General features: G+C 73.1%; 10 protein-coding genes. 5 read left to right on the top strand and 5 right to left on the bottom strand.

What is annotated here, in order from left to right; genetic code table 11:
* Nucleotides 1-85: 85 nt before the first annotated feature.
* Together SMD11_RS01180 and SMD11_RS01175 are read right to left on the bottom strand one after the other, a co-directional pair.
* On the bottom strand, nt 86-1,996 hold the full coding sequence (locus SMD11_RS01180) for a class I adenylate-forming enzyme family protein (RefSeq protein WP_199843775.1): 1,911 nt from the start codon (nt 1,994-1,996) through the stop codon (nt 86-88).
* Nucleotides 1,993-13,338, bottom strand: coding sequence for an amino acid adenylation domain-containing protein (locus SMD11_RS01175; RefSeq protein WP_234365834.1), 11,346 nt, complete (start codon nt 13,336-13,338; stop codon nt 1,993-1,995). The genes SMD11_RS01180 and SMD11_RS01175 overlap by 4 nt, the downstream gene beginning before the upstream one ends.
* Before the next feature lie 519 nt (nt 13,339-13,857).
* Between SMD11_RS01175 and rpmF the strand changes: the two genes are divergently transcribed.
* Nucleotides 13,858-14,028 (top strand): 50S ribosomal protein L32, encoded by a 171-nt coding sequence (rpmF, locus tag SMD11_RS01170; protein ID WP_087924609.1) that lies wholly within the window; start codon nt 13,858-13,860, stop codon nt 14,026-14,028.
* Between the two features lie 5 nt (nt 14,029-14,033).
* Nucleotides 14,034-15,203 (top strand): GTP-binding protein, encoded by a 1,170-nt coding sequence (locus SMD11_RS01165; RefSeq protein ID WP_087924608.1) that lies wholly within the window; start codon nt 14,034-14,036, stop codon nt 15,201-15,203.
* A 107-nt stretch (nt 15,204-15,310) separates the two neighbouring features.
* Here the strand turns inward: SMD11_RS01165 and SMD11_RS01160 are convergent, their stop codons facing one another.
* On the bottom strand, nt 15,311-15,733 hold the full coding sequence (locus SMD11_RS01160) for a MarR family winged helix-turn-helix transcriptional regulator (RefSeq protein WP_087924607.1): 423 nt from the start codon (nt 15,731-15,733) through the stop codon (nt 15,311-15,313).
* 188 nt (nt 15,734-15,921) lie between these two features.
* Between SMD11_RS01160 and eno the strand changes: the two genes are divergently transcribed.
* The 3 genes from eno to SMD11_RS01145 all read left to right on the top strand — a co-directional run bounded on the left by eno (nt 15,922) and on the right by SMD11_RS01145 (nt 18,986).
* Nucleotides 15,922-17,229 (top strand): phosphopyruvate hydratase, encoded by a 1,308-nt coding sequence (eno, locus tag SMD11_RS01155; protein WP_087924606.1) that lies wholly within the window; start codon nt 15,922-15,924, stop codon nt 17,227-17,229.
* A gap of 109 nt (nt 17,230-17,338) precedes the next feature.
* On the top strand, nt 17,339-17,779 hold the full coding sequence (locus SMD11_RS01150) for a hypothetical protein (protein WP_087924605.1): 441 nt from the start codon (nt 17,339-17,341) through the stop codon (nt 17,777-17,779).
* Nucleotides 17,780-18,176: 397 nt separating this feature from the next.
* Entirely contained in the window at nt 18,177-18,986 is an 810-nt protein-coding gene (locus SMD11_RS01145; protein WP_087924604.1) for an SDR family NAD(P)-dependent oxidoreductase, read from the top strand.
* A gap of 167 nt (nt 18,987-19,153) precedes the next feature.
* Here the strand turns inward: SMD11_RS01145 and SMD11_RS01140 are convergent, their stop codons facing one another.
* Together SMD11_RS01140 and SMD11_RS01135 are read right to left on the bottom strand one after the other, a co-directional pair.
* Nucleotides 19,154-20,674 (bottom strand): sensor histidine kinase, encoded by a 1,521-nt coding sequence (locus SMD11_RS01140; protein WP_087924603.1) that lies wholly within the window; start codon nt 20,672-20,674, stop codon nt 19,154-19,156.
* Complete coding sequence (locus SMD11_RS01135; protein WP_087930217.1) at nt 20,667-21,359, bottom strand: response regulator transcription factor; 693 nt, start codon at nt 21,357-21,359, stop codon at nt 20,667-20,669. The genes SMD11_RS01140 and SMD11_RS01135 overlap by 8 nt, the downstream gene beginning before the upstream one ends.
* Between the last annotated feature and the right edge of the window lie 171 nt (nt 21,360-21,530).

The raw sequence follows: 21,530 nt of genomic DNA, 5'->3' as shown, positions 1-21,530 counted from the left end.
GGCTGCGGTCCCGCCCCGTTCTTTGACGGCTCTCCCCGGGGGACCGGTCGGCTCGTGGTGGGTGTGGTGGCCATGGGCCGGCCGGTCAGGTGCCTGCGGCCGGTGGGACCTCGTCCGGTCCGGAATCCGGCTGTCGTGCCCACAGCACGCCGCCCAGGTCGTGTCGCCCGGCGCGCAGTACGGAGCAGCCCGTGGCCGGGAATCCCTTGTCGCGCAGCCGGGTCAGCCACGTCCAGCGATCCGTCCCGCCGTCCCCGGTGGAGCCGTCCAGGAAGGACAGCAGGGGGCCCAGTGGCCACACCGGGCCGTCGGCGGCGGGCCCGTGCGGGAGTACGAGCAGTGAGCTGTCCCCGAAGTGGGCCTCGGTGCCCAGCGGCACGGGCGGTCCTTCGAACCCGTGGCGGTCCGCCACGTCCGCGGTCAGTTCCGCGTGCGCCGCCAGGGGCCACTCGGTGAGAAGTGCCCTGTGCCAGTGGGCCTTGGCCTCGGACAGTTCCGTGCCGTCCTCGTCGTGCCAGTGCTCCCGCATGAAGTCGAGGGCGCCGAAGACGGCTTCGTCGTCCGCCCGGGGGCGCGGGTCTCCCGCCGACGCGGCCAGCGCGCGCAGGCCGGGGTGGTCGGCCCCGGTGCGCAGCAGGTCGTGCGCGGTGGCCGCCGCGTGGCGCAGCAACCGTTCGTAGCGTGCGGGGGCCAGGCGGCGCGCGGCGAGGCTCCGGCTCATCGCCGTGCGCCGGGGCTTGCCGGTCGGGGTCGCCAGGAAGCCGCCGAACTGGATCGCGGACGGCCGCAGCGGCGCCCGTTCGCAGAGTTCGCGGACGTCGGAGACCGGCTGCTCCGTGGCGATCAGGCCGATGTCCTGGCCGAGCGTGGGTTCGTCCACCGCGACCGCCGCGAACCGGCCGGACAGCCCGGCCTCGCGCCAGCCGTGCTCGACGTCGAGCGGGTAGTACTTCTCCCCGCCCCGGTTGATCCGCTCCCCGGCGCGGCCCCGGAGGACCAGCAGGCCGTCCCGGAGTTCGCCCAGGTCGCCGGTGCGCAGCCAGCCGTCGTCGGTGACCGCGGCCGCCGTGGCGCGGCTGTCCTGCCAGTAGCCGGTCATCAGGTCCGGCGTTCTGATCCACACTTCGCCGGATTCCAGCCGCAGTTCGGTTTCCGGCAGCGGTGTCCCGACCGGGGGCGTGTGCTCCAGGTACTGGTCGCGGAACTCGGCTTCGTCGAGCACGGGCATGGTGAAGCTGAAGTTGACCGCCTCGGTCAGGCCGTAGCCCTGCCGCAGGCGCGGGCCGTACCGGCGGTGGAAGCGGCGGGCGAGATCGCTGGTCAGCGGGGCGGCCGCGGTGATCAGGTACTCCAGGCCGTCAGGCCATCGGGGACCGGCCTCCAGCAGGTCCGCCAGCAGGGCGGGCACGATCGAGGCGGTCCGGGCCCCGGTGGCGTCCAGTGCCGCGAAGTAGCCGGCCGGGTCGAAGGCGGCTCGCAGGGTCAGCGGCGTGCCGGTGAGGTGCGTGCCGAGCAGCGACATGACCAGCGCGTTGCAGTGGTACAGCGGAAGGCAGGTCCCGTGCGGGCGTTCCGGTGTCAGTCCGTGCAGGGCCGCGGTCCTGGCGGCGTTGCCCAGGACGGCTCGCCGGCCGAGCATGACCCCTTTCTGCGGGCCGGTGGAGCCCGAGGTGAACATGATGAAGGCCAAGTCGCCCGAGGCCGAGGCCGGGGCCGCGTGGACGTCGGGCGGGCCGGTGCGGTGCAGCCCGTGGAGGTCCACCAGGGCCGCCGCGGAGACGCGTTCGGCGATGTCCGCGAGGGCCCGGTCGGTGGTGCGGGGGTGCAGGGGGACCGCGACGAGGCGCAGGGCGAAGCAGGCGAGCAGGACGTCCGCCAGTGCGCGGCCGCTGGGCAGCCGGATCACCACCCGGGCGCCCGCGGGCAGTCCGGCGAGGGCACCGGAATCGGTGCGGGTGCGGGAATCAGTGGAGGCGCCGGGCTCGGTGCGGATCAACGCTGCCTCCTGAGCAGGTCGCGGAGCTGGATCCCGACTTCGTGCACGTGCTGCGGCTGCATCGCCCGGTAGTGGCGCGCGGAGACGTACCCGACGGTCAGATCGCCGCCGAACCGGGGCCGCCACAGTTCGTGGTTCGGGACGCGGCGCGGCCCGTCCCCCGTCGCTTCGATGTAGGTGGCGTCGCCGGGGTAGCGCGGCGGCCGGTAGGCCCGCGCGAGCTTGTCGTGGTGACGTGACACCGCGACGACCCGGCGGATCTCGTCCTCGGTGAACCGGGCGAACACGCTTCCCTCCCGGCGCAGCAGGGCCGAGACGGTGGCGAAGTCCAGGTCCGTCGCGGCCCAGCGCGCGTCGTCCAGGCCCGCGGCCGTCAGCAGCACCCGGTGGACGCGCTGGTCGTCGATGGGTTCTTCCGGTGCGGCCGCGGCGTCGGCGGCCGTGTCCACCAGGCACAGCGAGCCGGCCGGCTCGCCGAGCTCGTGCAGCCGGACCGCCATCGCGTAGGCCACCAGCCCGCCGAAGGACCAGCCGACGAGGTGGTACGGGCCGCGGGGGCGGACCGAGCGCATCAGGTCCACATAGCGCTCGGCCATCGCCTCGACGCTGCCGGGCAGGTCGCTCACCCCGCCGGGTCCCTCGGCCTGGATGCCGTACACCGGGTGGTCCCGGTCGATGTGCCGCAGCAGCCCCGCGTACAGCCAGCTGATCCCGCTGAGCGGCGGTGCGCAGAACACCGGTGCCGCCGGGCCGCCCGTGCGGAACGGCACGAGGTGCGTGGCCCCGGTCTCCGGCGACGCCCGGTTCAGGAGACGGGTCAGCGCGGCGGGAGTGGCCGCCTCGAAGACGTTCCGGATCGTCGGTTCCAGCCCGAGCACGGTCCGTACCCGGTCGGTCAGCCGCGCCGCCAGGAGCGAGTGCCCGCCGAGTTCGAAGAAGTTGTCGCGGGGACCGACCCGGGGCAGGTCCAGCACGTCGGCGAAGAGCCCGCACATCCAGTGCTCGTCCAGGTTCTCCGGGGGCGCCGGGTCTCCCGCGGGGGCCCAGTCCGGTTCGGGCAGCCGGTCGCGCAGCAGTTTCCCGTTGGGGCTGAGGGGGAGCTCGTCCAGCCCGACCAGGCGGGTCGGCAGCATGTAGTCCGGCAGGTGCGCGGCCAGGTGCGCGCGTACGGAGCGCAGGTCGGCGCCGGCGGGGACGACGTAGCCGACCAGGCGGCGGTCGTCGGCCTTCCGGTCGTGTACGGCCACCGCGGCCGCGTCGACGTCCTCGTGGCGGGCGAGTACGGCCTCGATCTCGCCGAGTTCGACGCGATGGCCGCGGATCTTCACCTGATCGTCGGTCCGGCCGTGGAAGCGCAGTACCCCGTCGGAGGTCCACGAGGCGAGGTCGCCGGTGCGGTACATCCGGTGCCCTTCCGGTCCGAAGGGGTCCGGGACGAACCGGGTCGCCGTCAGCGCCGGCCGGTGCAGGTAGCCCGTCGCGACGCCGGCGCCGGCCAGGTAGAGCTCGCCGGTGACGCCCGGGGGCACGGGCCGCAACCGGGCGTCGAGGACGTAGCACCGGGTGTTCCACAGCGGACGCCCGAGCGGCACCGTGGCGCCCACCTCGCGGCCGACCGGGTGGGTGGTCGACCAGACTGTCGTCTCCGTCGGGCCGTAACAGGCCAGCAGCGATGCGGTACGGCCGGACAGCGTCGCGGCCGGTTCCGTGGGCACCGCTTCGCCACCGATGACCGCGCGGATGTGGCGCAGCCGGTCCGGCCGCCGGGCCACCAGGGCCTGCCACAGCGACGGGGTCGCCTGCATCACGGTGACCTGGTGCCGGTCGAGCAGCGCGGACAGTTCGTCGGGCTCGCGCAGCGCGCCCTGCTCGGCGAGGACCATCGTCGCGCCGGTGACCAGGGGCAGCCACAGTTCGGGCTGGGACATGTCGAAGCCCGCGGGCGCGGCGGCCAGGACCCGGTCGGCCGCACCGACGGCCAGTTGTTCGCGCAGCGCGAGCACGAGGTTCGTCAGCGCGCTGTGGGGCACGACGACGCCCTTCGGCCGCCCGGTGGAGCCCGAGGTGTAGATCACGTACGCCGTGTTCCGCGGCACGACCGCAGGTTCCCGGGCGCCGGTGGTGACGGTGAGTCCGCCGTCGAACCCCTCGTCGTTGTCCACCGCGTTGCGCACCACCAGCAGGGGGCGGGCGTCCGCCAGCAGCGCCGCCTTCCGCCGCGGCGGCAGTGCGGGGTCGACGGGCAGCCAGGCGGCCCCGACCGTCTGGACCGCGAGCAGCGCGGCGGGCAGGTCGGGGTCCCGCCTCAGTTCCAGTGCGACCAGGCTGCCCGGACGGGCTCCGTGAGCCCTCAGTTCCGCCGCGATGACGGCCACCCGCCCGGACAGCTCCCGGTAGGTGCGCACGGTGTCCCCGTGCCGTACGGCCGGTGCGCCGGGGGTGCGGAGCGCCTGTGCCGCGAACAGTTCGGCCACGGTGGTCCGGGGCACCTCATGGGCGGTGGCGTTCCAGCGGCCTGTGATCTGTTCCCGCTCGCCGGCGACGAGGACCGGGAAGTCGGCGACCGGGCGGTCGGGCTCCGCCACCACCGCCCGCAGCAGCCGTTCCAGCCGGGCGGGCAGCAGACGGGCGGAGGCGGGCGTGAACAGTTCGGTGTCGTACTCCAGCTCGCCCTCGACGCCGGCTTCCGCGCCGTGGTCGCCGTGGTGCGGGCGCAGGCTCCACAGCAGGTCCATACGGGAGGCGCCGCCGTGCGCGACGACCGGCTCGACGCGCAGCCCCGGCAGGTCGAAGACGACGGGCGGCGTGTCCTGGAAGGCCAGCATCACCTGGAAGAGGGGGTGGCCGGACAGCGAGCGCGGCGGGTTGACCGCCTCGACCACCGACTCGAACGGCACGTCCTGATGGGCGAAGGCGTCGAGATCGGCGGTCCGGACCCGCTCCAGCAGCTCGGTGAACGTCGGCGTTCCGCTGAGGTCGGTGCGCAGCACCACCGTGTTGACGAAGCAGCCGACGGTCTCGTGCAGCGCCTCGTCGTGCCGCCCGGCCACCGGCGTGCCGATGGGGACGTCCGTACCGGCGCCGAGCCGTGACAGCAGCACGGCGAGCGCGGCGTGCGTCACCATGAACAAGGTGGTGCCGGTGGACCGTGCGAGCTCGCCCAGCCGGGCGTGCAGATCGGCGTCCAGGGTGAAGCCGACGGTCTCCCCGCGATGTGCGGACACCTGGGGCCTGGCGTGGTCGAACGGCAGGGAGAGCGCCTCCGGGGCGCCGCGCAGGGTCTCCTTCCAGTAGGCGATACCGGCGCCGAGGTCGGTGTCGCGCTGCCAGAGGGCGTAGTCCGCGTACTGCACGGGGCTCCCGGTCCACCGTGGGGCCTCGCCCGCGGCGCGCGCCCGGTACGCGGTCGACAGGTCGCGGGCCAGCGGAGCGAGTGACCAGCCGTCGGCGGCGATGTGGTGCAGGAGGACCAGCAGCACGTACCGCTCGGGTGCGGTCTCGAAGAGCGTGGCCCGGACCGGGAGTTCGCCACCGAGGTCGAAGACGTGCGCCGCCGCTTCGGCGAGCAGGCCGGGCAGCTCGCCCTCCGACGTGGTCACCACCTCGAAGGGCAGCTCCGCCCTGTCACTGATGCGCTGGTACGGCTCGCCGTCGGACTCGGTGACGGTGGTGCGCAGGCTCTCGTGCCGGGCGAGCACGTCACCGAGGGCCGCGCGCAGGTGCCCGGCCGTCAGGGGACCGCTCAGCCGGGTCGCGAAGGACATGTTGTAGACCGAGTTGGGGCCGGCGAGCCGGCTGAAGAACCACAGCCGGCGCTGCGCGGGGGAGAGGGGGATACGCTCCGGCCGTACGGTCGTGCCGAGCCCGGCGCGCGGGGCGCCGGCCGGCTCGGGCAGGCGCTCGGCCAGGTCGGCGACGACCGGGGCGTCGAAGAGGGTGCGGATGCTCAGCTCGGAGCCGGTCTCCGCCCGTACCCGGTTGATCAGGCGGGTGGCCAGCAGCGAATGCCCGCCCAGATCGAAGAAGCTGTCCTCCGCGCCGACCTCGGGGACCCCGAGGACCTCGGCGAACAGCGCGCACAGGAGCCGTTCCCGCTCGGTCGCCGGCGGGCGGCTCACCCGCACCGCGGACTCCGGTCGCGGCAGGGCCCTGCGGTCCAGTTTGCCGTTGCCGGTCAGCGGGATCGCGTCGACCGGCAGGATGAACGCGGGCACCATGTGCGCGGGCAGCACCGTACGGGCGTACGCGCGCAGCTCACCGGGTGCCGGCTCCCCCTTCGTCACGGCGTAGCAGAGCAGCCGGCCACCGTCGGCGTCCGCCTCCGCGAGCACCACGGCACGGTCCACGGCGGGGTGTTGTTCGAGGACGCGCTCGACCTCCCCGGGCTCGATCCGGTAGCCGCGGATCTTCACCTGGTGGTCCGTCCGGCCCAGGTACTCCAGCGTGCCGTCGGCCCGGCGCCGTGCGAGGTCCCCGGAACGGTACATACGGGTACCGGGCGCGCCGAAGGGGTCGGCGACGAAGCGGCTCGCGGTGAGCCCGGGGCGTCCCAGATACCCCCGCGCCACCCCGGGACCGGCCACGTAGATCTCACCGGGGCAGCCCGGCGGGACCGGCCGCAGCGCGTGGTCGAGCAGGTGCAGCCGCAGGTCGGGCAGGGCGGTGCCGATGACGCCGGCGGTCTCGTCGGGGTCGGTCAGCTCGGTGTAGGTCGCGTGCACGGTGGTCTCGGTGATCCCGTACATGTTGACGAGCCTCGGCCGGCCGGGTCCGTGCCAGGAGCGGACGCGCGTGGGCTCCAGCGCCTCACCGGCGAACACGACGACCCGCAGGTCGGGCAGCGCGCCCGGCTCCGCTTCCGCTTCGGCCCGCATGAGCTGGTAGAACGCCGACGGGGTCTGGCTCAGGGCGGTGACCCGCTCCCGGGCGAGCAGCGCCAGGAGTTCCCGCGGCGACCTGGCGACGTCGTCCGGCACCACCACCAGGCGGCCGCCGCGGCCCAGCGACGTCCACAGCTCCCACACCGAGACGTCGAAGGCGTAGGAGTGGAACAGCGTGTGCACGTCGTCGTCACCGAAGCCGAACCGGGCGTCGGTCACCGTGAGCAGCCGTCCGGCATTGTGGTGCGACACCACGACGCCCTTGGGCGCTCCGGTGGAGCCCGAGGTGTAGATCACGTAGGCGACGCTGCCGGGGTCCAGGGCCAGGCCGAGGTCGTCCGACGGGTAGCCGGCGGCCGGATCGGTGCCGTCGAGCACGATCTGCGGGTCCGGCACCGCGAGCGGCCCGGAGGTCACCACGAGCACGGGAGCGGCGTCGGCCAGCACTTGCCGCACCCGCTCCCGCGGGAGGGCCGGGTCGAGCGGCAGGTAACCGGCTCCTGACTTCAGCACGGCCAGCACCGCGACCACGAGGTCCGTGGAACGGCCGAGGACCAGGGCCACCAGGCGTTCGGGGCCGGCCCCGCGTGAGGCGAGGAGCCGTGCGAGACGGTTGGCCCGCGCGTTGAGCTCCCCGTACGTCAGGGTGGTCTCCCCGCAGGTGAGGGCGGGGGCTTCCGGCCGGCGGCGCACCTGCTCCTCGAACAGCGCGGGCAGGGCGACCGGGGCCGTCCCCACCCCGGTGTCCGCGGGCTCCTCCTGTTCGTCCGGGAGCAGCAGACCGAGCTGCCCCAGCCGTGCCTCCGGGTCCGCCGTGATCCGGTCGAGCAGGGCGGCCAGACGATCGAGCAGGCGGCGGGCTCCCGCCTCGTCGAACAGGTCGGCGCTGTGGTCGAGGCGGAGCCGCAGGCGGCCGCGGCCCGGCACGGCGATCAGCGTCAGGGGGTAGTGGGTGCCGTCCCGGCCCCGCACGTCCCGGATGTCGAGACCGGGCACGACGCCGTGCAGCGCGTCCTCGTCGATCGGGTAGTTCTCGAAGACCACGACGGTGTCGAAGAGTTCGGCATGCCCGGTGATCGACCGGAGCCGCGTCAGATCGGCGTGCTGGTGGTCCAGCATGGACAGCTGCTGGGCGCGCAGCTCGGCGAGGCACTCGGCGACCGACCGGCGCGGATCGAGGCGGACCCGCACCGGAACGGTGTTGATCAGCAGGCCGACGATGCGTTCCGCACCGGGCAGTTCCGCCGGTCTGCCGGAGACCGTCGCACCGAACACCACGTCGTCCCGGCCGGTCATGGCACCCAGCAGGACGGCCCACGCCAGCTGGACGACGATGCTGGCGGTCAGCCCGTGCCGCCGTGCCATGGCGTCGATCCGCGCGCTCGTGTCCTCGTCCAGCTCAGCGGTCCGCCGGTGGCGGGCCGCGGCCGAACCGCGCCGTCCCGCGCCGCCGACCAGCGTCGGACCGTCCACGGAGGACAGCAGCGCGCGCCAGGCCGCCTCGTCCGCGCGGGAATCCCTCGTCGACAGCCAGTCGAGGAAGTCGCGGTACGGCGTCGCGGGCGGGAGTTCACGGCCGGCGTAGAGCGAGAACAACTCCTTGACCAGGATCGGCATGGACCAGCCGTCCAGGAGGAGGTGGTGCGTGGTGAGGACGAAGGTGTGCCGCGCGTCGGTGCGGCGCAGCAGGGCCGCGCGGACCAGCGGGGGAGTGGCGAGGTCGAACCGTCTCCTGCGGTCGGCGTCGAGGAAACGCTCCAGGTCCTCGTGCGCGGGTATCTCCTGCCATGCCACGGCGAAGTCCGGGACTACCACCTGGACCGGACGCCCCGACGGACCGTGCCGCACGCCCGCGGAGAGCTGGGGATGACGCAGCAGCAGGCGGTGGAGTGCGTCGCGCAGCGCGTCGGGGTCCAGGGGTCCGCCGAGCTCGAAGACGAACTGGACGAGGTACGGGTCGGCGCCGTCGTGGTCGTAGAGCGAGTGGAACAGCAGCCCCTGCGCCAGCGGCGGCAGGGGCAGCTCACCCGTCGCCCGGGCACGGCCCCGCCGCGTCAGGGCCTCCAGCACGTCGAACCACCGGCGCGCGAGCCCGGAGACCCGCTTCTCGGTGAGCAGTTCACCCGGCCAGGACCAGTGCGCCACCAGCCGCGGCCCGTCCGGACGATCGGTGATCACCGCGTCGAGTTCCACGGTGTGGGCCATCGCCAGGTTGCCGCCGGTGGCCGGGCCGAGCACCGAGGCGTCGGACGGCACCGCCCAGTCGCCGTCACCGCCGACGTCGAACCGGCCCAGGTAGTTGAACGCGAACTGCGGCGACGGCCGGGCGGCCAGCGCCGGAGCGGTCTGCGGGTTGGCGTGGCGCAGCAGACCGTAGGCAAGACCGGCGCGCGCGGCGTCCCGTACGCGGGACCGCACCCTGGCCACCGCGCCGTCCAGCGCGGCCGGATCGGTGCGGGCGTCCGCCCAGGAGCAGCCGGGGTCGAGCACCACGGGGCACAGGGTGGTGAACCAGCCGACCGTGCGGGACAGGTCCAGGCCGGCGGCGAACTCCTCACGCCCGTGGCCTTCGAGGTCCACCAGCAGCGCGTCCGGTCCCTCCCGCCAGTCGGCGGCGGCAAGGGCGAACGCGGTCAGCAGCAGTTCGTGCACCGAGCAGCCGAAGGCCGCGGTCGCGTCGGTCACCAGACGCGCGGTGAGCGCGCCCGGCAGGGTGACGGAGTGCCTGCGGCGGGTGTCCTCGGTGTCCACGTCGCCGTCCAGCGCACGGTGCGCGACGGGGGGATCCTCGGGTACCGCCTGCCACCGGGAGAATTCCGCGAGGACGGACGGGTGGTGCGCGTACTGGACCAGCGCCCTCGCCCACTGGGGGAAAGGGGTACCCGTCGGTTGCAGACGCGGTGCGCGCCCGTGCCGGACCGCCTCCCACGCGGTGCGGAGGTCCTCCTGGAGGATGCGCCAGGAGACACCGTCGACGCCGAGGTGGTGCGCGGTGAGGGTCAGTTCGCCCGGTGCCGCCGGCCCGGGATCCCGCCAGCTCGCGCGGACCACGTGCCCGTTCGCGGGGTCGAGCGTGGTGCCCGGCCGGTTCAGCTCGACGGTGGCGTGCGGCAGTACTTCCAGCGTCCACAGCCCCTCCACCGCTCCCAGCGACAGCCGCAGCATGCCGTGGTGATCGACCAGTGCCTGCACCACCGCGCGCACCTGCGCCTCGGTCATGCCCGCCGGGGTACGCACGGTCAGGGACTGGACGAAGCCGTCGACCGGGCCGCCGCGTTCGCGCAGCCAGTGCATGACGGGCGTCAGCGGGACCGCGGGGTCGTCCGCGTCACCCAGAGCGACCCGGTGCCCCGGTTCCGGCACCGCTCCGATGCCGGCGGCGAGTGCGGCGACGGTGGGCGTGCGGAACACGTCCGGGGTGCTGACGGCCAGACCGGCCCGCTGCGCCGCACCGGCGAGCTGGATCGCCTTGATGCTGTCGCCGCCGAGCTCGAAGAAGTCCTTGTCGAGCGGAACGCTCGCCAGACCGAGGACCTCGCCGAACAGCTCGGCCAGCCGGTGCTCGACGGCGGTGCGAGGAGCCCTGACCGCGTCCGTGCTCCCGGCCTCCGGGGCGGGCAGCGCGCGCCGGTCGAGCTTGCCGTTGCGGGTCAGCGGCAGCCGGTCCACCGCCACGACGGCCGACGGCACCATGTACGGGGGCAGCCGGTTCGCCACGCCGCCGAGCAGCCGCGTCGTGTCGCCCGAGGCGGCCACGTAGGAGACCAGCCGCCGTACGCCCGGCCGGTCCTCGCGCAGGATCGTGGCGGCCTGCCGCACCCCGGGCTCGGCCAGTAACGCGGCGTCGATCTCCCCCGGTTCGATCCGGTAGCCGCGGAGCTTGATCTGCCCGTCGGCCCGCCCGGCGAACTCCAGCCGCCCGTCGCGGTTCCAGCGGGCCAGATCGCCCGTGCGGTAGACGCGGGCGCCGGGCGGACCGGTCGGGTCCGGCACGAAACGCTCGGCGGTCGCGGCCGCCTGCCCGACGTAGCCGCGCGCGACCCCCGTACCTCCGAGGTACACCTCGCCCACCACGCCGGGCGGCACCGGCCGCAGCGCGTCGTCGAGGAGCAGCACCCGCTTGCCGTCCAGCGGCGTGCCGATGGGAACCGAGCCGGCGTCCTCCGGCAGTTCGTCGACGGCGTACCGGGTCGCGAACACCGTGGTCTCGGTGGGTCCGTAGCCGTTGACGACGGTGAGCCCCGGCAGCGCGGCCCGCACGGCGCGTACCGCCGCCGGGGACACCACGTCACCGCCGGTCCAGACCTGGCGCGGTCCGGCCAGACAGGCGGGGTCCTCGGTGGCGAACGCCTCGAACAGCCCGGCCGTCAGCCACAGTCCGGTGATCCCGGTGGCGGCCGTGATCCGGGACAGTGCGGCCGGGTCCAGCCTCCCCGGCGGGGCGACGACCACCTCGCCACCGGTCAGCAACGGCACCCACAGTTCCAGGTTGAACGCGTCGAAGGCGTGCGGCGAGTGCAGCAGCACCCGGTCCGCGCCGCCCTCGGCCCACCACTGGTCGGCGGCGAGCCCGGCCAGGTTGCCCTGGGTAATGGCGACCCCCTTGGGGCGCCCGGTGGAGCCGGAGGTGAACATCACGCACGCCAGCGAGTCCGGTGTCGTCGCCCGAGGCTCCATGGCCGCGGTTCCCCGCTCCCGTACGTCCAGTCGCCGCACACCACGGTCGATCGCCCGCGCGACGACGCGATCCTTTTCGGTGTCGCGGTCGGTGAGCAGCAGCCGTGCTCCCGCGTCGGACAGCACCGTTTCCTGCCGGGCGACCGCGTCGTCCCGTTGCAGGGGGACATAGGCCGCGCCCGCCTTCACCACCGCGAGCGCCGCGACGACCAGGTCCACCGAGCGTTCGAGCAGCAGCGCGACGGTCCGCTCCGGGCCGGCGCCGGCCTCGGTGAGCGCGGCGGCCAGCGCGGAACTTCGAGCGTCCAGCTCGCGGTAGGTCAGCCGTTCCCCGGTCCCGGCCGAGCGGACCGCGACCGCGTCGGGTGTGCGGGACGCCTGTTCGGTGAACCGGCCGACGGCTGTTCCGGCGGGCGCGGCCGATGTGCGGGCCCCCGTGCCCAGAGTGGCCGCGTGCCGGCGCTCCTTCGCCGTGGTCGCCGCCACCCGCGCCGGTGGTGTTGCGCGGTCGGCCTCCGCGACCTGCCACAGCACGTGCAGGAAGCGGTCGGCGACATCCTGGAGCAGCTCCTCGCTGTGATTGGCGGGATTGGCGTCGAAGTCGAGGCGCAGCACACCGTCGCCACGGTCGTAGGCGACGATCGAGAGGTCCTCGGACGGCGGCGCCTGGAGGTTGTGGACGGTCGCGGTCGTCGGGCCGAACCGCAACGGCCGGTCGAAACGCTGGATGTTGAGCACCGGGCCGAAGAACTTCCGGCCGTCCTCGGGATAGCCCAGCTCACGCCGCAGGTGCTCACCCCGGTATCGCTGGTGACGGCTCACCAGCCGTAATTCACCGGCGACCTGGTCGAGCAGGGCGCCGAGGGAGGCCGCCGGATCGACGTACAACCGCAGGGGGAGGACGTTGGCCGACATCGCGGGCACGGTCCGGGCGAGTCCGGCCGGACGGCCGGCGACCGGCAGGCTCAGTACGACGTCACGGCTACCGGTCACCGCGTGCAGGTGGACCGCGGTCGCCGCGGTCAGCAGCCGGGTCCAGCGGTGCCCGAGCCGTCGCGCGCCGTCCCGCAGACGGGTGAACTCCTCCGCCGGCAGCACCCTGGTCAGCCGTAACGAGCGGGACGTGGCCGCGGCCGCGTGGGTGCCCAGGCTCAGGAAGTCCGGCCGCCCGGCCAGTCGCTCCAGCCACCAGTCCCGGTCCGCGGCGCGTTCGGCGGCCTCCCGGTATGCGGCCTCGGCGTGCAGCAGGGTACGGAGCCCGGTCCAGCCGCTCTCCGGAACGGCGCGCCCCTCGTGCAGACAGCTGTAGACCTCGGCGACGCGTTCGGCGAACAGGGCCATGCCCGCCCCGTCCAGAGCGATGTGGTGGACCCGGTGGAACACCAGCGAGCGGTCGTCGGCCACACGCAGTACGGCCCCCAGGAACAGTGGCCCGGCGTCGCTGCCCCCGGCCTCGGCCATCTCGGCCCGCATCCACTCCCGTGCGGCGGCGTCCGGGGCGGGCGCTTCCCGGAGGTCGACCACGTCCACGGTGTGTTCCGGGTCCCGGAGGAGCCGCTGCACCGGTGCGGAACCCGTCGTTTCGACGATGCGGACGTTGACCGCCTCGCAGTCGGCGGCCGCTCTGGTGACCGCGGAGGCCAGGAGGGTGACGTCGACGTCGCCGTCCAGGACGAGGTACTCGGCCCATTGGTAGTCGCCGGGACGGCTGTGCCCGGCACGCTCCGCCAGCCAGACCCCGAGTTGAGCCTCGGAAAGGTGTAGTTCAGGGCAGTGTTCGGGCATGAGTGCGAGCATCCCTGTCGGTCCTGCCGACGTGACGCCGGCGATTGCCGTCGGATGTGGGCGGTTTGATCGAAAGCGACGCGCCCTATCGAACACAGCGGGCAATGGGGGAGTAAAGACGCGGAAATGTGGCCTACGTCACGTTTACTTGAAGTCTCTCGTTTACGCGGATGGGAGGGTGCCCCGTCCGCTTCCTGGGTGGCGCCCTACGCCGATTGTCGCTGCGGGGAGGCGGGGGGAGGTGGACGCCGCGTGCCGGGATGTGGGGGTGTGTGACGCCTCGGTGGGACGTATCGCGTAGGTGGGGTGGTCCGGTTGAGCTGGTTCCGTGCCGCTTGTGGCGCTCCCTGGGGTTCCGGCGGTCGAGGGTTGGTGTGTCCTGTCGTGTCGCCGTGGGGTGGCGGGCCGTGCGGCTGGATCCGCCGGAGGTTCGGACGTATCGAGGGGTCTGCGAATTGGTAATGGGATCCATTTTCATATAGCGTCTGGTCCGCACCGACCGGAGAGGACCCCGAAACCATGGCCGTTCCCAAGCGGAAGATGTCCCGCAGCAACACCCGCCACCGCCGCGCCCAGTGGAAGGCCGTGACGCCGCAGCTCGTGCCGGTCACCGTCGACGGCGTCACCCACCTGGTGCCGCAGCGCCTGGCCAAGGCCTACGAGCGCGGCCTGCTCCACCCCGAAGGCTGACGGGCGTGCGCGGACAACTGCCCGTCACGGTCCTCTCCGGCTTCCTCGGCGCCGGCAAGACCACTCTGCTCAACCATGTGCTGAGCAACCGCGAGGGCCTGAGGGTCGCCGTGATCGTCAATGACATGAGTGAGATCAACATCGACGCCGCGCTCGTGCGGGGCGGCGAGGCCGCCCTGTCGCGGACCGAGGAGCGCCTGGTCGAGATGACCAACGGGTGCATCTGCTGCACCCTGCGCGACGACCTGCTGGAGGAAGTCGACCGCCTGGCCCGCGAGAACCGCTTCGACCATCTCCTCATCGAGTCCAGCGGCATCTCCGAACCGATGCCCGTGGCGGCCACCTTCGCCTTCCCCCGCGACGACGGCGCCACTCTGGGCGACCTGGCGCGCCTCGACACCATGGTCACCGTTGTCGACGCCGCCAATTTCCTGCCGGAACTGGAAGGAGGGGACGGGCTCGCCGAGCGCGGGCTCGACCAGTACGAGGACGACGAGCGCACCGTCAGCGACCTGCTGATGGATCAGATCGAATTCGCCGACGTCATCGTGCTCAACAAGCTCGACCTCGTCGACGCGGAGAGCGCCGAGCGGCTGCGCGCCGCCCTCACCCGGCTCAACCCGCCCGCCCGCATCGTGACCGCCTCCCACGGGCGAGTGGCCCTCGACGACGTGCTCGGGACCGGGCTGTTCGACCTGGAGCGTGCGCAGCAGGCCCCGGGCTGGGTCATGGAGCTCAACGGTGACCACGTCCCGGAGACCGAGGAGTACGGAATCTCCAGCACGGTCTTCCGCTCCGACGCCCCGTTCCACCCGGGGCGTCTGTGGGAGTTCGTCACCGAAGGTCTCGACAGCGGGGCCTACGGCCGGATCCTGCGCTCCAAGGGCTTCTTCTGGCTGGCCGGCCGCCCCCGGGTGACCGGCCTGTGGTCGCAGGCCGGCTCCGTCGCCCGATTCGAACCCTCAGGGGCCCGGGACGCGGACAGCGCCCAGGGTCAGGAACTCGTCTTCATCGGCACCGGTCTGCGCGTCGACGAGCTCCGGACCGCTCTGGCCGACTGCCTCGTGCGGCCCGGCGAAAGCCTCCCCCTCGCCGATCCGTTCCCCGTGTGGGACACCTACGGGATCGACGACGCCTGCGAGCACGAGCACCCCGCGCTCGTACCGCAGGGCTGAGACCCCCGGGCCGGGCAGTGGTCGCAGCCACGGCACTGCCCGGCCCGGTACATCCCGCTCGGCCGCACCGGTGCCGGGGCTGACCGGGAAGCCTGCCCCTCGGGGCGCTAACGGGTGGCGAGCCGCTCCAGCAGGGCGGCGCTCCGTGCCAGCAACGCCCGCTCCTCGTCCGTGAGTTCGGCCTCGATGGCCTGCGCGAGCCAGCCGACCCTACGGCCGCGCTCCGCTTCGAGCGCGGCCCGGCCCGCGTCCGACAGCTCGACCAGCGACTTGCGGCCGTCCGTGGGGTGCGCCCGGCGCGTGATCAGGTTCTGCTCCATGAGCAGCCCCACCGCGCGGGCCATCGACTGGGGACGTACGCGCTGATCGGCTGCGAGGTCGCTGGTGGTCATGGCGCCGTCGCGGTCGAGTGCGCCGAGCACGGCGACCTGGCCCAGCGGGATGCGGTCCTCGTGCTTGACGCGTCGGGTGAGCTTGCCCATCGCGGTGCGCAGTTCGGCGGCGATGGCGGCGGCTTCCGGGGTGGGCATAAGGCATTTTAGCCCGTTGGTCAGCAAAGCTGCGCACCTGACCTGCGCACCTGACCTGCACAGCATGGCTGCACAGCAATGCTGTGCAGCAAAACTGATCAGCATTGCTGTAGTGTTTCGGGCTGCCGGGCTCAGCGCCAGCGTTGTCGCAGCAGGGGCCCGGCACACGACAACGGGAAGGACCTCCCATGTCCGCAAAGGCAGCCGGAACCGTCGACGCCACCATCGAGACCGTCACCGCCCGCCGGATCATCGACAGCCGGGGCAACCCCACGGTCGAGGTCGACGTCGTCCTGGCGGACGGGTCCCTGGGGCGCGCGGCCGTCCCCTCCGGCGCCTCCACCGGTGCCCGGGAGGCCGTGGAACTGCGCGACGGGGACTCCGCGCGCTGGCACGGCAAGGGCGTCGACCGCGCGGTGGCCCACGTCAACGGGGAGATCGCGGCGGCCGTGCGCGGCCGGGACGCGGCGGACCAGGCGGGTCTCGACGCCGCGCTGGTCGCCCTCGACGGCACCGCCACGAAGTCCCGGCTCGGCGCCAACGCGATCCTCGGCGTCTCCCTCGCCACCGCCAAGGCCACCGCGGCGGCCCACCGCCTGCCCCTTTACCGCTACCTCGGCGGCGCCGACGCCCACCTCCTGCCGCTGCCGATGATGAACATCGTCAACGGCGGCGCCCACGCCGACAACCCGCTGGACTTCCAGGAGTTCATGATCGCGCCCGTGGGCGCGGACACCTTCGCCGAAGCCGTCCGCATGGGCAGCGAGGTCTTCCACACCCTGCGCCGCGACCTGCTGGCCGCCGGGCACTCCACCGGCGTCGGCGACGAGGGCGGCTTCGCGCCCGCGCTGCGTACCGCCGAGGAGGCGCTCGACTTCGTGGTGGCCGCCGTCGAGCGCACCGGGTACCGCCCCGGCACGGACATCAGCCTGGTCATGGACCCGGCGTCGTCGGAGTTCTTCCGCGACGGGGTGTACGACTACGCGGGCGAGGGGGTGCGCCGCACGCCCTCCGAGCACGCCGACTACCTGGCCAAGCTCATCGACGCCTACCCGGTCGTCTCCATCGAGGACCCGATGGCGGAGAACGACCTGGACGGCTGGCGCGAGCTGACCGCCCGCGTCGGCGACCGCTGCCAGCTCACCGGCGACGACGTGTTCTGCACCAACGAGACGCTGCTGCGCGAGGGCATCCGCACCGGCGTCGGCAACTCGGTCCTGGTCAAGGTCAACCAGATCGGGACCCTGACCGAGGCGCTGGCCGCGGTGGCCACGGCCCACGAGGCGGGCTGGACGGCCGTCATGTCGCACCGCTCGGGCGAGACGGAGGACACCACCATCGCGGATCTGGCGGTGGCGACCGGCTGCGGTCAGATCAAGACCGGCTCGCTCTCCCGCTCCGACCGCACGGCGAAGTACAACCAGCTGATCCGGATCGAGGAGGAGCTGGGCGACTCGGCACGCTTCGCGGGCCGCTCCGCACTGCGCCGGGCGTGAACAGCAGGCAGAGGTAGAGATCGCGTGGGCCCCTCGATCACGATCGGGGGGCCCGCGCGCATGCCGGGGAGAAGGATCTCCTGGGCGGCGGGCCGGATAGGCTGACCCGATGCAGGGGCGAGTGCGCGAGCGATGGAGAGAGCAGCCGCCGTGGGCGAGACGGGCCCTCGCGGTGTACTTGATCGGCTTTCTGGAGGGGGCCGCCGCCCACTGTCTGGATCTGATCCGGGGCGGGATCCATGTCTACGCGTCCTTCGCGCCGGTTCCGCTACAGGCGCTCTTCGTCAGCTTGGTGGTCCTCGATCCGCTGGTCGTCGTCCTCGTGGGACTTGTGCGTCCGGAGGGCGTCCGGTTGGCGAGCGGGGTGATGGCGCTGGACGTCATCGCGAACTGGATCGTGAACTGGCCGCGGCTGGAGGAGGATCCCGCGTGGCTGCTGCGTCCCGTAGGACTGCTGCCGATCACACTCTTCGGCCTGTTCGTCATCGCGTCCTCGGCTCGCTTGCACGGGGCCATGACGAGACCACGTCTCAGCTGCACGGCCCCATGACGGACCGGGAGCCGACCACGGCAGCCACTCCGTAGGGCGGGTGCAAAACCATGAAGGCTCCGCATCAGGGCGGCGTCAGGAATGCGGTGCGCCGGTTGAACCCGGGGCGGCGGCCTCGTTGAATGCATGACGTGAACAGCTCTTCGCGCAACGACGACCGGCCGCCTCATACGACGCCGCCAAGTCCTGCGCGCTGTTCGCTCCCGGTGTGCGGAAGACAGCGCCTTACGCACCTGCCGCACCTCTGACCGCGGCCCGCTGACGCCGAACCGCACCGATTTCCTGTACCTGCTCGCCGGCACTCACCGACCGCCTGGCGATGCTTTCCCGTTCGCACGACACCCCCGCCGCGAGGCGGGGCGCTGTCGCGATCGCCCATATCCCGGAGTGGATCATCATGTCTGCTGTCTCGCCCGTCTCCCGGACCGCGCTGGTCACCGGTGCCACCTCCGGCATCGGCTGGGAGACCGCCCGATTGCTCGCGGGCCAGGGCTGCACCGTCATCGTGCACGCGCCGGACGTGGCATCCGGGCGGGACGCCCTCGACCGGCTGGTGGCCGCCGGCGTCGACGCCTCGCGCCTGTGCCTCGCCGTCGCGGACTTCTCCCGCCTCGACGAGGTACGGAGCATGGCCGCCCGCGTCGCCGACGGGCACCCCGCCCTGGACATCCTGGTCAACAACGCGGCCGTCGTGGCCCCCGAGCGCCACACCATGACCGCCGACGGCAACGAACTCTCCCTCCAGGTCAACTTCCTGGCCGCCTACCTCCTCACCCACGAGCTGTCCGGCCCGCTGACCGCCCGGCCCGGCAGCCGTGTCGTCAACGTGTCCTCCGCCATGCACCGCACGGCCTCCATCTCCTGGAACGACCCCCACCGCGCCAAGCGCTACTCCCGGCTCGCCGCCTACGCCCAGTCCCAGCTGGCGCTGACGGTCTTCAGCAGGGAGAAGGCGTCCTGGACCTCCGTCAGCGTCCACCCCGGCGTCTGCGACACCGCCCTGCTCCCGCTCTACGCGCACGAAGGCGACTCCGCGGTGCAGGGCGCGGAGCGCGTAGCGCGGCTGTGCGACCCGGCCACCGAGGTCGTCCCGGGCGGCTACTACGACCGCACCGCCCTCTCCCCGGCCGCGCCGGTGGCCATGGAGGACCGTACGGTCCGCCGTCTGTGCAAGCTCGCCGGCCGGCTGGTCGCCAAGGCCGCCTGAGGTCCTCCACCCGCTGCGACAAGCGCCATGACGTCCACCTCGGCACCGCGACCGCGGCAGCCCTCACGATCCGGCTCCGAACATGACCGACGGGCAAGCCAGTCGGCGACGACCCCCGTGTTCTGGCAGGCGGTCAGCAGGCATGCATATGAGCGGCCGGACACGTCCTAGCCGGGGAGCCGGAGGAGGAAGGACGCGCCTTCACCGGTCGGTGTGGCCGTGAGGGTTCCTCGGTGGTGGTGGGCGATGTCCCGGGCGATGGCGAGGCCGAGGCCGCTGCCGCCGGTGTCGCGGGTGCGTGCCTCGTCGAGGCGGGTGAAGCGCTCGAAGATGCGCTCACGGTCCGCTTCGGGGAGGGGGTCGCCGTCGTTGTGGACGGTGCACTCCACCCATCCGGGCCGGGAGTCAAGGGTGACCGTGACCTGGGTGCCGGCGTGGCGGGCCGCGTTGTCGAGGAGGTTGCGCAGCAGGCGGCGCAGCTGGTCGCGGTCGCCCGGGACGTCGAGGGGGCCGTCGGGAGCCTGGAGGGTGAGCTGCGCGGTGGCTCCGGGTTGGGTGTGGGGAATTTCGAGGAGGAGTTCTCGGACGAGATCGGTGAGGTTCACCCGTGTCGTGGTCGCCGGCGGCGTGGGGGTGTTGTCGAGGCGGGCCAGGGTGAGGAGGTCCTCGACAAGGTGCTGGAGCCTGGTCGCGGCCTGAAGGGCGTTGGAGAGGGCGCCGGGCCGTCGGGGGTGGTTGAGGGCGACTTCGAGGGTGGCGCGCAGGCCGGTGACGGGGCTGCGTAGTTCGTGGGCGGCGTCGGCGATGAAACGGCGCTGGCGGCGGGCGTGGGCGTCGAGGATGTCGAGGGTGTCGTTGGTGGTGCGGGCCAGCCGGGTGATCTCGTCCTCGGCCGCGGGGACGGGGACGCGGGTGCCCGCGCCCGGCTGGTCGACGGTGGCCAGGCGGGCGCGGATGGCTTCGATGGGGCGCAGGGCGCGGGTGGTCGCGACCCACGCGCTGAGGGCGACGATCAGCGCGGCCAGTGGCACCGCGCCGGCCAGGGCCGGGATGAGCGCGTCGGCCGCCTGGGCCGCCTCGGTCCGGGTGGCGGCGACGTAGACGGTGTAGCGGCCGGCGGGGGCCGCGGAGGGGGCGGGGGCATCGGCGGTGTGGATCTCGACGCTGGTGCCGGCCATGTCCAGGGTCTGCCCGGCCAGGGCCGAGGCTTTGGAGAGACAGTCGGTGACGGGCTGCCCGGACGCGGTGCGAGAGGGGCCTTGCCGGCAGGAAGAGGCCGGCGTGCCGAAGTGGACCGGTACGAAGGTCCCCCAACCGGGTTTCGCCGACGCGGGTGCGGGCGGGAGCGTTCTGGCCGCGTCGGGGAACGCCTGGGGGAGCCAGGATGCGAACGGGCCGCTCGGGCCGATGATGATCACCGGCCACAGGTCGATGACGTCGCTGGTGGCTTCCCGGTCCCTGGCCTGGATGCGGGCGAACTCCGCCGAGACCGCGCGGGACTGCGCCAGCGCGCGGCTGCGGGCAGCCGTCATCTGTGTGGCGTAGATGTCGTGGTGCAGCCACCACGCGCCGGCGCCGGCGAGGACCAGGGCGGCGGCGCCCGCGGCGAGGGCGGTACGGGCCCGGGTGGGCAGCCGCGCCCACCACGGGAACGTCCGGCCGGGGAGCCGGAGAACGGGGTCAGGCATGTGAGGCGTCCAAGCGGTAGCCGTGTCCCCGGACGGTCACGATGCTCCGGGTGCCGTACGGTTGGTCGATCTTGCGGCGCAGGAGGCTGATGTACACCTCGACGATGCTCGTCCCGCCCCGGTAGGCGATGTCCCAGGCCTCGCCGAGGATCGTCTCCTTCGACAGCACCCGGCCCGGCTCGCGCATCAGGACTTCCAGTACCGCGAACTCCTGGCCGGTGACCTCGATGTGCTCATCGCCACGTCCGCAGGTCCGTCCCTGCACGTCCAGCCACAGATCACCGGCGCGCAGCACGTCCTGCCGGTCCGGGCCCGCGGCCGTACGGGTACTGCGGCGGATCAGTGCCCGCAGGTGCGCTGTGAGGACGACGAGGGAGAACGGCTTCGTCAGATAGTCGTCCGCGCCGGTGTCCAGACCGTGTGCCTCGTCGAGTTCCTCGTCCCTGGCCGTCAGCATCAGCACCGGGGTGTCGACACCCAGGGCCCTGAGCCGTGCGCAGACGGCGAAACCGTTCAGCGACGGCAGCATGACGTCCAGGACGATGGCCGAGAACCCGCCCGTGCCACCGAGCTCCACGGCGGCCAGGCCGTCCGCCGTATGAGTGACGGTGTACCCCTCGGCCTCCAGGCCGTCCCGCACAGCGGCCGCGATCACCGGATCGTCCTCCACCACCAGAATGTCCACCACGCCAGCATGGCACCGCGGAGGTGCCCGCCCGGTGGCTCACACAGCGGGCTTCAGGAACGCTTAAGGATGACCTGCGCATAGTGGGGGCCGCCCGCGACGTCACCGGCCGTTGCCGAACGGCGCGCCCATGCTTCGGTCTCCTGCCCGTGACCGTGCCCCTGCCATCCG

The organism is Streptomyces albireticuli (assembly GCF_002192455.1).
Lineage (GTDB): Bacteria > Actinomycetota > Actinomycetes > Streptomycetales > Streptomycetaceae > Streptomyces > Streptomyces albireticuli_B.
This window is presented reverse-complemented; position numbering and strand designations above follow the sequence as displayed.